This is a genomic window from Nocardia sp. JCM 38205 (assembly GCF_058222935.1).
Window position 1 is genome coordinate 1,375,809 of record NZ_JBYHFL010000001.1, and the last position, 13,222, is coordinate 1,389,030.

The 13,222-nt window shown below is 70.4% G+C and carries 14 protein-coding genes; 5 read left to right on the forward strand and 9 right to left on the reverse strand.

Annotated features, from left to right (window positions below; translation table 11 throughout):
• Positions 1–26 precede the first annotated feature (26 nt).
• Together AC4HOU_RS06415 and AC4HOU_RS06420 are read right to left on the reverse strand one after the other, a co-directional pair.
• Positions 27–692, reverse strand: coding sequence for a response regulator (locus tag AC4HOU_RS06415; RefSeq protein WP_036538541.1), 666 nt, complete (start codon positions 690–692; stop codon positions 27–29).
• 111 nt (positions 693–803) lie between these two features.
• The gene (locus AC4HOU_RS06420; RefSeq protein ID WP_163817218.1) at positions 804–2,060 is read right to left on the reverse strand and encodes a sensor histidine kinase; all 1,257 of its coding nucleotides are present in this window, start codon (positions 2,058–2,060) and stop codon (positions 804–806) included.
• A gap of 167 nt (positions 2,061–2,227) precedes the next feature.
• On the opposite strand from AC4HOU_RS06420, the gene AC4HOU_RS06425 reads away from it, so the two are divergent.
• The 3 genes from AC4HOU_RS06425 (at position 2,228) to AC4HOU_RS06435 (ending at position 5,196) form a co-directional block, all read left to right on the forward strand.
• Positions 2,228–3,016: a hypothetical protein gene (locus AC4HOU_RS06425; RefSeq protein WP_490724220.1), complete on the forward strand. Its 789-nt coding sequence runs from the start codon at positions 2,228–2,230 to the stop codon at positions 3,014–3,016.
• 85 nt (positions 3,017–3,101) lie between these two features.
• On the forward strand, positions 3,102–4,709 hold the full coding sequence (locus AC4HOU_RS06430; protein ID WP_490724221.1) for an alpha/beta-hydrolase family protein: 1,608 nt from the start codon (positions 3,102–3,104) through the stop codon (positions 4,707–4,709).
• A gap of 52 nt (positions 4,710–4,761) precedes the next feature.
• Positions 4,762–5,196 carry an SRPBCC domain-containing protein gene (locus AC4HOU_RS06435; RefSeq protein ID WP_324197329.1) on the forward strand — a complete coding sequence of 145 codons (435 nt, stop codon included), beginning with the start codon at positions 4,762–4,764 and terminating at the stop codon, positions 5,194–5,196.
• A 47-nt stretch (positions 5,197–5,243) separates the two neighbouring features.
• On the opposite strand, the gene gatA is transcribed toward AC4HOU_RS06435, so the two are convergent.
• Together gatA and gatC are read right to left on the reverse strand one after the other, a co-directional pair.
• Positions 5,244–6,770, reverse strand: coding sequence for an Asp-tRNA(Asn)/Glu-tRNA(Gln) amidotransferase subunit GatA (gene gatA, locus AC4HOU_RS06440; RefSeq protein ID WP_490724222.1), 1,527 nt, complete (start codon positions 6,768–6,770; stop codon positions 5,244–5,246).
• Entirely contained in the window at positions 6,767–7,066 is a 300-nt protein-coding gene (gene gatC / locus AC4HOU_RS06445; RefSeq protein WP_163817211.1) for an Asp-tRNA(Asn)/Glu-tRNA(Gln) amidotransferase subunit GatC, read from the reverse strand. The genes gatA and gatC overlap by 4 nt, the downstream gene beginning before the upstream one ends.
• A gap of 434 nt (positions 7,067–7,500) precedes the next feature.
• On the opposite strand from gatC, the gene AC4HOU_RS06450 reads away from it, so the two are divergent.
• Positions 7,501–8,151, forward strand: a complete 651-nt coding sequence (locus tag AC4HOU_RS06450; protein WP_036538548.1) for an ACT domain-containing protein — start codon at positions 7,501–7,503, stop codon at positions 8,149–8,151.
• 33 nt (positions 8,152–8,184) lie between these two features.
• Here the strand turns inward: AC4HOU_RS06450 and AC4HOU_RS06455 are convergent, their stop codons facing one another.
• The 5 genes from AC4HOU_RS06455 to AC4HOU_RS06475 form a co-directional block, all read right to left on the reverse strand.
• Entirely contained in the window at positions 8,185–8,691 is a 507-nt protein-coding gene (locus AC4HOU_RS06455; protein WP_490724223.1) for a GNAT family N-acetyltransferase, read from the reverse strand.
• 50 nt (positions 8,692–8,741) lie between these two features.
• On the reverse strand, positions 8,742–9,077 hold the full coding sequence (locus AC4HOU_RS06460; protein WP_163817207.1) for a hypothetical protein: 336 nt from the start codon (positions 9,075–9,077) through the stop codon (positions 8,742–8,744).
• 37 nt (positions 9,078–9,114) lie between these two features.
• Positions 9,115–10,359 carry an AAA family ATPase gene (locus tag AC4HOU_RS06465; RefSeq protein WP_195019767.1) on the reverse strand — a complete coding sequence of 415 codons (1,245 nt, stop codon included), beginning with the start codon at positions 10,357–10,359 and terminating at the stop codon, positions 9,115–9,117.
• Positions 10,360–10,417: 58 nt separating this feature from the next.
• Positions 10,418–11,896, reverse strand: a complete 1,479-nt coding sequence (locus tag AC4HOU_RS06470) for an FAD-dependent oxidoreductase (RefSeq protein ID WP_490724224.1) — start codon at positions 11,894–11,896, stop codon at positions 10,418–10,420.
• Positions 11,897–12,067: 171 nt separating this feature from the next.
• Positions 12,068–12,613 carry a PadR family transcriptional regulator gene (locus AC4HOU_RS06475; RefSeq protein WP_163817201.1) on the reverse strand — a complete coding sequence of 182 codons (546 nt, stop codon included), beginning with the start codon at positions 12,611–12,613 and terminating at the stop codon, positions 12,068–12,070.
• A gap of 46 nt (positions 12,614–12,659) precedes the next feature.
• Between AC4HOU_RS06475 and AC4HOU_RS06480 the strand changes: the two genes are divergently transcribed.
• Positions 12,660–13,220: a peptide deformylase gene (locus AC4HOU_RS06480; protein ID WP_195019769.1), complete on the forward strand. Its 561-nt coding sequence runs from the start codon at positions 12,660–12,662 to the stop codon at positions 13,218–13,220.
• Positions 13,221–13,222: the final 2 nt, after the last annotated feature.

The window sequence follows — 13,222 nt, forward strand, 5'->3', positions numbered from 1 at the left end:
GCCGCGACGCGTTTGCGGTCAACGCATCAACCAGGGGTGACGAGCCCGGATTCGTAGGCGAGTACCACCGCCTGGGCACGGTCGCGCAGGTCCAGCTTGGCGAACACTTTCGACACGTGGGTCTTCACGGTCTGCTCGGCGACGAACAGTGCCTCGGCGATCTCGGTATTGGACATGCCCTTGGCGATCAGCTCGAGCACTTCCCGTTCACGTGGGGTCAGGGCGGCAAGGGCGGGAGCCGGTTTGGCGCGGGCGGCGGCGCGGCGGCTGGTGACGTCGGCGATGAGGCGGCGGGTGACGGTCGGCGCGAGCAGGGCCTGACCGTCGGCGACCACCCGCACCGCGCGCACCAGTTCCTCGGCAGGTGCGTCTTTGAGCAGGAACCCGCTGGCACCGATGCTCAGCGCCTCGTAGACGTAGTCGTCGATGTCGAACGTGGTGAGCATGAGCACCCGCACCGGCGGATCGAAGCCGGCCGCGAGGATGGCGCGGGCGGCGTCGAGACCGTTCATCTCGGGCATGCGCACATCCATCAGCACCACGTCGGGTCGCAGCCGTTTGGCCTCCGCCACCGCGACCTTCCCGTCGGGCGCGTCACCGATCACACTGATATCGGGTTGCGCGGCGAGCAGGGCGCCGAAGCCTTGGCGCACCATCGCCTGGTCGTCGGCGATCAGAACCGTTATAGCCACGCGCCCACCCTAATTGCCGTCGGCGGAAGCGAGCGCCCTGCGCCACGTCCCGTGCCGGGACCGATGACGCGCACGGGCAGCATCCTTCGCCCACCCGGCGATGATCCGGTCTCAGCCCACCGATTCGACGCTCGTCGAGGACGGCACCCCGAGTGCCGGGGCGGGGCCGATCGGCAGCCGGGCGTGCACCTCGAAGCCGCCGTCCGCGCGCGGACTCGCGGTCAGCTCACCGCCCGCGGCCAGCGCCCTGGCCCGCATACCGGTGATGCCGTGGCCGCCGTTGCCGACCGGGCGGGCGGCGGTGGCCCCTGGATCGTTGCTTACCACGATCTCCACATCGGCGGACACGGTGATCCGGACGTGGACGGCGGCGCCCGGCGCGTGCCGGGAGGCGTTCGACAGCGATTCCTGCACGATCCGGTACAGCGCGAGGCCGGTCGTATCCGACACCGCCGACAGCGGCCCATCCACGTTCCAGTCGATCGCGACGCCGGCGCGGCTCGCACCGAGGAACAGCGTCTCGACGTCGGCGGCGGTGGGTTGCGGCGCGTGTTCGGGCAGCTGTCCGTCGCTGCGCAGCACGCCGAGCATGCCGCGGATCTCGTTGAGCGCTTCGCGGGCGGTGGACCCGATGGATTCGAATTCGGCGCGCGCGGCCGGGGTGACGCCCTCCACCCGGTAGGGCGCGGTCTGGGCCTGCACCACCACCAGCGACATGTGGTGGGCCACCACATCATGCAGATCGCGGGCGATGCGCGCCTTCTCCTCCAGAATGGCGCGCCGGGCCCGTTCCAGCTCGTTGGCCTCCTCCTGCTGGGTGAGCAGCTGGCGCGACTGCACCAGCCACCGGATCAGCAGCGCGAACAGCACGATGGCGCCGAAGGACACCGGCCACGCCCACACCGACTCGGAGAACGCGCTGTCACCGGCCATGGTGGTGCCGAGCAGCAGCGAGGTCGCGCCCCACACCACCACGATCATCGGCACCGGCGCCCGCAGCGCCACCGCGAACAGCAGCACGTGCAAGGTGATGATGTGCACGACCTGGAACGGGATGTCGTTGCCCGGTGTGTGCGGGATCGCCAGGGCGATCACCAGCGCAGAGCCCGCCGAGATGGCCCAGCCCAGCGACGGGTTGAGCCGGACGAGCAGGACCGGGAAGGCCGCGAGCGCGGCGAGGAACGGTTGCACTGCGGCGGGCACGTCGTGGGTGAGGTGCAGCGTCGGCCAGGCCACGGTGAACAGCACCACCGCGGCGAGCACGGTGAACAGGTCGAACCACATCCTGGCGTTCAGCTGCCGCAGCCGGGCGCGGCGCCGGGCGGCGGGGGTGCTGAGGTCGGTAGTCGCGACAGTCGGGTCCGTCATAGCTACGACCCTAGGAACTCCGGCCCGGGTGGGCCTCATACCGGCGGATGAATTCCGACCCCCTACCCAGGTCCTACCCCGGGTGACCGCTCCCCCGCAGGCACGGCCCGCGAACCGCTCCGCGGCGGGACGCCCCGGTAGACCGCGCGTTCCTAGCGTCGATGATCATGAGCACACCGACCAGCGCCCGTCGCGGTTTCCGCCCGTCGACGCCGGCCGACCCCGCCCGCCCTTGCGCCAGCCGAGTGCGCCGCGGCCGGGTCGCCGCCCTGACCGCCGCCGCGCTGACGACCATGGCGGCCACCGTCATGCTGGCCCCCGCCGCGCAGGCCGCGACCATCGCGCCCGTCCCGCAGGACCCCTCGGCCACCGCCGCTGTCACCGACCTCACCTCCGGCGGCCCCGGTTCGGCCGCCGCCGTCCCCGCCGATTTCGCCGAGGTGATGGGCTACCGCCCCGCGCTGGTCGACGGGCTGCTGGTCGCCCCGCACGGTGACTGCTCGTCACCGGTGCCGTTGCCCGCCGAGTTCGACACCGCCTGCAAGGCACACGACCTCGGTTACGACCTGCTGCGGTATGCCGATCGGCAGGGCGCACCGCTGGGCCCGTGGGCGCGACAGGCAATCGACCGCAGGCTGGGTGAGCGGATGAGCCTGGCCTGCGATACCCGGACCGCACCCTTCGCCCGGGGCCGCTGCCACACCATGGCCGCGGTCGCCGACACCTTTGTCGACCTGAATTCGCGTCGGCAGGGCTATGGCGTCCCGGTCACCGAATCCTTCCTCGGCGGGGCCGGCGCGAGTACGTCCGCCCGGCCCTGGCTGTTCGGAGGCGCCGCGCTCACCGCCACCGCGCTCACCGGCGTCATCGTGCTCGGCCGTGGACGTCGCGCGATCGCGCGCACGCGGCCGGCCGGCCCGGCGTCGTGGGGCGCCGCACCTGTCCCGGCGATCTGAGCGGCACCGAAACCACCATCAGCTGACCCGTCCACCCTTCCGCCGGCACCGTCGACATTCCTTTCAGCACAGCAGAGGTTGCCCGATGAGCGATTCCACGACCCTGACCGCCCGCGTTCGCGCGTCCGAGCGGCCGACCCACCGCCGACCACAACCGGCCACCCGGCCGCCGGATGGTTCGAGCAGGCGGGCGCATGCCGCGGCCACCCGCGAACAGTCCCCCGCCGCACCCAAGACCCTTGTCGGCCTCCAGAATTCGCCGGAGGCTAGCGTCGCGGCACCTCGGCTCCGTCGCGCCCGGACGGCCGCGCCCCCGCGTCATCGCCGTGGCCGCGAGAGACCGGTCCCGCGCGGGCGCCGCGGGCAGGCCCTCCGGGCACCGCGCATCGGCACCACACTGGCCGTCGGCGCCAGCACGCTGATGTCCCTCGCGCCCGGTCTGCTGCCGCGGACACCGATGGCTCAGGCGGTGCTGACGGGCCTGCTGGTGGCGCTCGTGCTCGGGGTCGCGGGCGTCGGGCGTTTCATCCTGCGCAGGTGTGGTGTGGCCGGGGACCTGTCCCGGTGGCGGATGCCGGTGCTCGGCGCGACGGCGATGCTGATCGCCGCCGCGACGGCACACGCGGGGCATTGGCAGAACCGGCTGCGCGCGGCGATGGGAACCCCGGCGATCGGACCGGAATACTGGCTGTGGTGCGCGCTCGGGGCGACGGCGATCGCCGGCGCGCTCTACGGCCTGGCTCGCGGAACCGCCTGGGTGGTACGCACTCTCGGCCGCACTCGCACGATCGCCGTCGGCGTGGTGGTGGCCGCGGTGCTCGGTCTGCTCGGTGTGCCCTCGATCGTCGACTGGCGGCGCGGCGCGTACGCAAGCGCCAATGCCGCGATCGATCCCGAGGTGCCGCGCCCGGTCTCGGCGACGCGTTCGGGCAGCGCCGATTCCGCGGTCAGCTGGCCGTCACTGGGCGCGGAGGGCAGGCGGTTCGTCTCCGGGGAGCCGCTCGGGCCGGTGCGGGTGTACGTGGGCGTACAATCGGCGCCAGACCTGGATTCCCGTGTCGCGCTGGCGGTTCGAGAGTTGGAACGGGCGGGCGGGCTGACGCGCTCGCATGTGGTGATCGCGGTCCCCACCGGGTCGGGATGGATCGATGCCAATGCGATCAAGGGCCTCGACGAACGCTTCCACGGCGACGTCGCGCTGGTCGGCCTGCAGTACTCCTACGCGCCGAGCTGGGCGACGTTCCTGTTCGGCCGTGACGCCGCCGCCGAATCCGCGAGGGCCCTGTTCACAGCGGTAGAGCAACGCATCGCCGGCCTCGCGGTGAAGCCGCACCTGCACGTCTACGGCCAGAGCCTCGGCGCGCTGGGCGGGAGCGCGATCTTCGCCGACGCCGCCGAGCAGGACCGCCGCACCTGCTCGGTGCTGTGGGCCGGGCCGCCCGTCGGGTCAGTGCACCGCACCGGCGCCACCGTGCTGGCCAACTCCTCCGACCCGGTGGTGCATTGGTCGCCGTCGCTGCTGTGGCGTGCCCCGGATCTGAGCGGCGCGCGCGTGGACGCGCCGGTACCGGGCTGGCTGCCGGTGGTGAGCTTCCTGCAGACCACCGCCGACCTGCTCGCCGCCCTGGACGCCCCACCCGGGCACGGTCACCGCTACGGCGCGGACCAGGGCACCGCACTGCCCGACTGCTGAGGCAGGGGTTGACCGCACTGTGAAACAGGTTCTAGTTTTGGGTGTGTTTGTCGTGGACGGAACAGTCGAGATAGCCGCACCCGCCGATGTCGTGTGGGGTGTGATCACCGGATTCGAGCGGTATGGCGAGTGGAACCCCTTCGTCAGCGAATGCCGCTCCACCCTCGAGGTCGGCGCGCCGATCGACATGGTCGTCCACCTCACCGGCTCGAAGCCGCGACGCCAGCGTGAGTTCATCACCAGCCACACTCCCGGCGAGGAGTTCAGCTATTCGATGAAGCCGGTGCCGTTCGGGGCGCTGCACAGCAGGCGCACCCACACCGTCACCGCGCTCGGCCCGGACCGCACCCGCTACGACTCGCATTTCGAACTGGGCGGCTGGTTGAAGCCGGTCGTGGAACTCGCGCTCGGCAAGGCGCTGCGGCGCGGGTTCACCGGCATGACCGAAGGCGTTGCGCGACAAGCCGAGCGCCTGCACGCCTCCTGACCGGACGATCCCGCACCGGAGGAACGCGGTGCGGGATCATCGCGAACTCAGGCGATCGGGCCCCTGGCCGCCTCATAGGCCGCACCCACCCGGTACAGCCGGTCGTCGGCCAGCGCCGGCGCCATGATCTGCAGGCCGACGGGCATGCCGTCGTCCTTGCTCAGCCCCGACGGCACCGACATCGCCGGATGACCGGCCAGGTTGGTGGGCAGGGTGCACAGGTCCGACAGATACATCGCCAGCGGGTCGTCGACCTTCTCACCCAGCTTCCAGGGGGTGAACGGGCTGGTCGGCGATACCAGGACGTCGACCTGCTCGTAGGCGGCGTCGAAATCGCGGGCGATCAGGGTGCGGACCTTGAGCGCCTGGCCGTAGTACTCGTCGTAGTAGCCGGCCGACAGCGCGTAGGTGCCGATCATGATGCGGCGCTTGACCTCGGGACCGAAACCGGCGGCGCGGGTCGCGGCCATCACCTGTTCGGCACTGTGCGCGCCGTCGTCGTCGACGCGCAGGCCGTAGCGCATGGCATCGAAGCGGGCCAGGTTCGACGACACCTCGCTCGGCATGACCAGGTAGTACGAGGACAGCGCGTATTCGAAGTGCGGGCACGACACCTCGATCACCTCGGCCCCGAGCTCCTTCAGCACCGCGACGGCGGCATCGAAGGATTCGAGCACACCGGGCTGATAGCTGTCGGAATGCAGTTCCTTGACCACACCGACCTTCACCCCGCGCAGATCACCACTCGCGCCGGCGCGCGCCGCGGCGACCACCGCGGGGACGGGCACATCGCGCGAGGTGGAATCACGTGGATCGTGGCCCGCGATCACCTCGTGCAGCAGCGCGGTGTCGAGCACCGTGCGCCCGCACGGGCCGCCCTGATCCAGCGAGGACGCGCAGGCGACCAGGCCGAAACGCGAGACGGTGCCGTAGGTGGGCTTGGTGCCGACGGTCGCGGTGACCGCGGCGGGCTGCCGGATCGAGCCACCGGTATCGGTGCCGATCGCCAACGGCGCCTGATACGAGGCCAGCGCCGCGGCCGAACCGCCGCCGGATCCGCCCGGGATGCGGGTGGTGTCCCACGGGTTCTTGGTCGGCCCGTAGGCGGAGTTCTCGGTGGACGAACCCATGGCGAACTCGTCCATATTGGTCTTGCCGAGGATCGGGATTCCCGCCTCGCGCAGCCGGGTGGTCAGCGTGGCGTCGTACGGCGACACCCAGCCTTCCAGGATCTTCGACGCGCAGGTGGTCGGCATATCGGTCGTGGTGAACACGTCCTTGAGCGCCAACGGAACTCCGGCCAGCGGGGAGGCCGGCGCCTGCCCCGCGTCCAGCGCGGCGTCCACCGCCGCGGCGGCCTCGAGCGCCTGCTCACCGGCGACGTGCAGGAAGGCGTTGTATTCGCCGTCGACCTCGGCGATGCGGTCCAGATGCGCCTGGGTGACCTGCGTCGAGGTGACCTCGCGGGAGTGGATCCTGCCGGCCAGCTCCGCCGCCGACAGCTGCGTCAAGCCGCGCCCACCCGTCGCCCGGCCACCGCCCCTCACGGAATCGCTCTGCGATGCTGAACTCATTCTTCCTCCCCGAGGATCTGCGGCACCATGAACCGCTGCTCTTCGACCGCGGGCGCACCCGAGAGGGCCTCGTTCGGGGTCAGGCCGGGCACCACCACGTCCGGGCGGGTGACATTGGTCGCCGGGTTCGGCGAGGCGGTGGCGGGGACGTCGGCGGCGGCGACCTCGGAGATGGTCCGCACGTGGCTGAGGATCGAATCCAGCTGACCGGCGAACTGATCCAGTTCGTCGTCGGTCAGGGCGAGCCTGGACAGCCGGGCGAGGTGGGCGACCTCGTCGCGGGAGATGGCGGGCACCGCGGACCCCTTTCGAAAGTTGCGCGTGGACGGACGTGCGTTGCGTACAGCGTCTGATACCGCTGCGTACGCGACAGCCACGCATAGCCTAGCGACCGGCCCGCCGCGCCCTTCCCGCGCCCAGCGCGTCGCTCCCTCGGTCGCGCCGACGCCGGCGCCGGTCCCGCGCCGAGACAGGTATCCGGTCGGCACATCGCCCACCGCAGCCGTCATCGCGCCGGCGGCACGCCATGGATCGACACCGCTTCGTTCACGACTGGTTCATGTTCGATACATCTACGAGACATCCGACCGACATGCTGAAATCACCGGAAGCATCGGCAAACCGAGTGGATCACGGAAACTTTCGACTCGATAACCGGCGCTCGAGGGTGTAAGGATTGCCAGACCGGGTATACGTTCGCCAGGCTCGGCCGCCAAGGAAAGGACAGCACGTGTCTTACCTGCTCCGCGTGCAACTTCCGGATCGTCCGGGAAGCCTCGGTGCACTCGCACTCGCACTCGGCTCCGTGGGCGCCGACATCCTCTCCCTGGATGTCGTGGAACGCGGGGCAGGCTTCGCGGTCGACGATCTGGTCGTCGAAGTGTCGCCGGGGGCATTGCCCGACACCTTGATCACCGCCGCGGAATCGATCAGCGATGTGCGCGTCGATTCCATCCGGCCGTACTCCGGAGTGCTGGACACCCACCGCGAGCTCGAGTTGATCGACCAGGTCGCCAGCGCCCGCGACGACCGATTACAGGTGCTCGTCGACGGCGCGCCCCGGGTGCTGCGCGTCGGCTGGAGCACCATTCTCGACCTCGGCCCGCAGGGCGCCTACCGCGTCGTCGGCAGCCAGAGTGCCCCGGAAACCCAAGCCTCCTCGGCGCCGTGGATGCCACTGAACAAGCCGACCGTGCTCGATCCCGAGGCCGACTGGGTGCCTGAGATCTGGCGCGATATGGACACCAAACTCGCGGCCGCCCCGCTGGGCGATTCCAGCAAGGTGCTGCTGCTCGGACGCCCCGGCGGACCCGACTTCCGGCCCTCGGAGGTCGCGCGGCTCGGCTATCTGGCCGGCATCGTGGCCACTGTCCTCGGCTGATCCGCGGCTCGACGCGACGGCCGAACCCTCCGCTCAGCCGGCCAGGGGCAAGCGCAGCACCGTGAGCGGCTGGCCGTCCTCGGTGTGCCAATTCCGTTCGGGCACCGGGACGAAACCGAATTGGTCGTAGATGCGCCTGGCGTCGACCATCGGCGCCATCGTGGTCAGCACCACCGCGTCGAACCCCTGCGCCGCAGCCATCTCGATCACCGTCCGCACCAGCGTCGTCCCGACCCCGAGACCGCGGGCACGTTTGTCGACGGCGAGCATCCGGAACTCCAATTCGCCGGGCCGCGCGATCTCCGCATACGGCGTCCCCGGGCGGGCCACGGTCAACGAGCCGACCACTCGATCCTCGTGCACCGCCACCAGCACCTGCGCCGACGCCGCCCGATGCTCGACATCGGCGAGTTCGTGCACGTAAGGGTTGCCTGCGGGGACATAGCCCTCGCCGACGTACACCTCGACGGTCAGCTCCGACACTGTCGCGTACTCCCCCGGCAGTGCGTCCCGGACGATCGGCTCGGCATTCACACCCATGCCAGCATCCTGCCATCGCGAGCGCGCCCGGCTCCGGGGCGGGCGCCGGGCTACCCCGCGGCGCCGGGGCTGTACAGCTGCCATTTGTCCGGTTTGCCCGGCGGGTAGGCGACGGTGAAGGTGTCGCCGATGGACGGCCAGTTGTTCACGTCCCAGGCGAAGCGGCCGTAGACGACCGCGCCCTCGACCATCGGACCGGTCAGGTTGCCGGTGATGGTCACGTACTGCTCCCCGGTGAGGTCGTCGGGGCGCGGACTCACCCCGGTGACGTAGAGCGTGCCGACCTCCGGCTCGGACAGCCGGACGCCGCGACGGCCGCGCAGGACCAGCGCGATCATCCCGGCCAGAGCGCCGACCATGATCACCAGCATCGCGAATTCCAGCATGAGCACAGCCTAGTGCCGACCCGGCCGGCGACGGCGCTCAGCGCTGGGTGAGTTCGCTGGTGCCGTGCTCGGTGCGGCGCAACTGCCAGACCGAGGATCGGGTCCGGCTCGACCGGCCGTTGCCCCGGTCGATCAGAGTGCGGTTGTTGGTGGTGAAGATCAATTGGGCGCCACGGGCATTGGTTTCGGGGTTCTGGAACAGCTGGATCAGCCGGTCGGTCTCCTCGGCGGCTAGCTGCCCGCCGATGTCGTCGACGGCCAGCACCTTGCCCGAGTCGAGCGCGTCGAGCATGGTCGGCAGCAGCCGCAGCAAGGTGAGCGTGGCGGTGGATTCGTCGCCGATGTGGAACGGGACGTCGATGCCCTCGTGCACCAGCCGCAGCCCGACACCGCGACGGTCCACCATCCGCTCGTAGAGGGCGTCGCGCGCGTTCTTCAGATTGGTCAGCTCGCGTTCCAGCAGCACGGGGGTGACGCCGTTGTCACTGAGCAGCGACTCGGCGTAGGCGGGCGAGGACACCGCCCGCTCGGCCTGCTCGGTGAGCCCGGCGATATCGACGTCGAGTTCGCGCAGGTAATCGGCGTAGAGCGGATCGTTCTCGGCGATCAGCAGATCGGTGATGCCGAGGTCGACGGTGCGCAGCAGGGTCAGCAGCCGGGCGGCGTTCTCCGCGGACCGGGAGATGTGGCTGCCCACCAGGTGTTCGACCCGTTCCGGTTCGACCGGCCCGCGCTGCACCTCGAGCATCGATTCGAACCAGCGGTAGGCAGGCACCAGCGCCTCGGCATACATCTGCCCCGCCAGGCTCAGCAGCAGCGAGTTCGGCCGCACCAGCGGCGCCAGCGCGCTGATCCCGTAGCGCGCCGCCTCGAACATCGGACCGATCTTGATCTGCTCGCCCGTGCGCTCGAACACGATCCGCTTACGCGAACGCGGGTGCGCGTACAGCCATTCCGCGATGACGTCGGCATTGTCGAGTGCGAAGCCGTAGGTGTACGGGCAGCCCTCGGCCACGAACGAGGCCACGAACTCGGTCGGGCGATCGGCGAACCCGAGATGCGGCGAACGCACCGGCCCCGCATACGGATCCCAGCCGGTGACCGAATGCAGCACCGCGTCACGCATCTGGCCGAGCGCGTCGATCAGGCTGGACTTGCCCGCACCCGCGGCGCCGTGGACCGCCGTCACCGGCACCGCGACCGGGCCGGATCCGCGACTCAACCGCAACTCCTGCCGGTCGGCCAGCGATTTGTGATTGGTCACCTGAAAACTGCGCAGCATGCGGGCCATCCTTCCCGCTCCGCGCAGTTATCGCGACATCGGCTCGCGGCAGGCGCGGCTACTGCGCCGCGGCGGCCCGGCCCGCGCGGCGGCCGAAGAAGGTACCGTCGCCGAGCGAGGTTCCGCTGATATAGCCCCACGAGTGCAGGCCGGAGGTGGCCCGGCCCGCGGCGAACAGGCCGGGGATCGGCTCGCCGTCGAGATCGAGGACGTGCCCGTCGACGGTGGTGCGCAGCCCGCCGATGGTGAACACCTCGGCGCCACCGCCCGCGGTCCCGCCGTCACCGTATTCGGGCGGGGCCATGCCACGGCGCACGTCGATCGCGGCGAACGGTGAGCGCAGCGGCCGCAGCCAGCGCGCCGACTTGTGGAAGTACGGGTCCTCACCGCGCTCGGCGTACCTGTTGTATTCGCCGACGGTGCGCTGCAACGCGCCCTCGGGCATGCCGATCTCCTGCTCGAGTTCGGCAAGGGTCTCGGCGACGAAATGTGGCTGCACGCCCCAGCGTTCGTCGACCGGCACCTCTTCGTAGGCCTGCTCGTCGAGGATCACCCACACCCGCAGGTTGTGCTTGAACAGGGCGGCCTGGCCGACCAGACCGGGGTAGACGTCCTCGTTGATGAACCGCTGGCCCACATCGTTGACGATCATGCCGCGCACCATCATCCCCGGCACCAGCGAGATGCCGACCTGTCCGGCGGACATGTGCTTCACCGCCGCGCCGACGGCCTGCGCGATGACGATGCCGCGTCCGTCGTCGCCGCCGTCGCTGTTGACGCCGAGCCCCACCAGCTGCGGCGCGTGCTGGGCGAGCATCTCCGCGTTGTCGGCGAACCCGCCGGTGGTGAGGACGACACCGCGGCGCGCCCGGTAGGTCACCGTGGCACCGAAATGCCGCGCCGCCACGCCGACGACGCGAGTGCCGTCGACGATCAACCGCAGCGCGGCGGTATCGGTGTGCACCGTGATATCGGTGCGGTCCACGGCCTCGCTCAGCACCGCCATCAGCACCTTGCCGCCGAAGCCGTCGGAGGTGACGCGGTGCCCGCGCGGGGCAGGCGTGGCGATCTCGTTGAACGGATAGGCGTTCTCCCCCATCCACATCAGACCGTCGTCGGTGGGCGGCACCCAGGTCGGCGAATCCCACAGCGAAGGCTTGAACGGTACGCCGTGTCCGGTCAGCCACTGGTAATGCGCGACGCTCTCGCGGCTGTAGAGCCCCACCTTCTCCTGGTCCGCGTCGGGTCCGAGCGCGGCGAGCAGGAACTTCTCCATATCCGCTGCGGTGTCGTCGAATCCGCAGGCCTGCTGGATGGGTGTGCCGCCGCCGAGATACATCTCACCGCCGGACAGCGCCGACGAACCGCCACCGCCGCTCTGCCGTTCCAGCAGGATCACCTCGGCCCCGGCGGCATCGGCGTCGAGTGCGGCGGCGGCTCCCGCGCAGCCGTAACCGACCACGAGGACGTCTGTTTCGTGGTCGTAGGCCGCGATATCGGCGGCGGCGATCGGGGTGACGGGGACGCGGGCGCTCATCCGGTTCTCCTGTGCTCGGCAACTACGTCATCGGCGTGGTGCGGGTCACAGTAGGGTCGGCGGATCGGCGGAGGCAGCGGTGTGTCCAGTCAGTGGGAGACGGGCGCGGCGCCACCCGCCGTCACCCGGCTCGACCACAGACCGGTGCGGCGAGGGGGCCGCGTCGCCGGATCAGTGCGGCTGATCGAGCTTGTCCAGATCTGCCAGGACCTTTTCGTGCCAGTCGATTTCACTGCGGATGCGCATGCGGGCGTGCTCGGCGATGAGGTCGTCGGCCGCGCTCTGATCCGGCCAGCGCCGATCGAGGAGGTGTTCGATGTGCGAGGCACGGGCCCGCAGGGCGGCGATCCGGTCGTCGAGGTAGCCGCGCAACAGTTCCCGGTCGAGATCGGCGCTGACGGCGAGGGCGAGATCGACAGGGTCGGGCCGGATGTCGATCTCGGTGAAGGCTTCATCGCGCAGTGCGCGCAATTCCCGCAAGCCTTCGTCGGTGACCTCGTAGACGGTGCGAGCCGGTAGCGCGCCGGGCTGCTCGGTGCGCAGCGCGCGGATGAGGCCTTCGTCGGCCATCCGGTGCAGAGCGCTGTAGAGCGAACCGGGTTTGACCCGCGACCATAGGTCGGCGCGGTCGAGCCGGGCATCGCGGCGCAGCTGATGGCCGTGCATAGGGCCGCGTTTGGCCAGTGCGGCCAGGACGAACAGCCGAGTCTCGTTCACCGTGCCAGTCTGCCACGAGTACTCGGATTTGAGTACTCTGCATTGCATGACTGTGCGACCCATCCTCATCGCGGGCGATCCCCGGCTGACCACACCGGCCACCCCGGTCACCGTGTTCGACGACGAACTGCGCGCGTTCATCGACGACCTCTTCGAGACCAACACCGCGGCCAATGGCGCCGGACTCGCCGCGAACCAGGTCGGCGATCCCCGCGCGGCATTCGTCTACGACCTGGTCGACGAGGGCGTCCACCACCGCGGACACGTGATCAACCCGGTCCTGGAGACCTCAGCGCTGCCCGAGACCATGCCCGACCCCGATGACGACCTCGAAGGCTGCCTGTCGGTGCCCGGCGAATGGTTCCCCACCGGGCGCGCCGGGTACGCGAAGATCACCGGCGTCGACGTCACCGGAAGCCCGGTCACCGTCGAAGCCACCACCGCCTATCTGGCCCGCTGTTTCCAGCACGAAACCGACCATCTGGCCGGCCACCTCTACCTGGATCGCCTGATCGGCCGCAACCAGCGCGCCGCGCGCCGGATGATCAAGGCCAACAACTGGACCGAGCCCGGCCGTTCCTGGCTGCCGTCCGAACCGGCCCGCTGAAC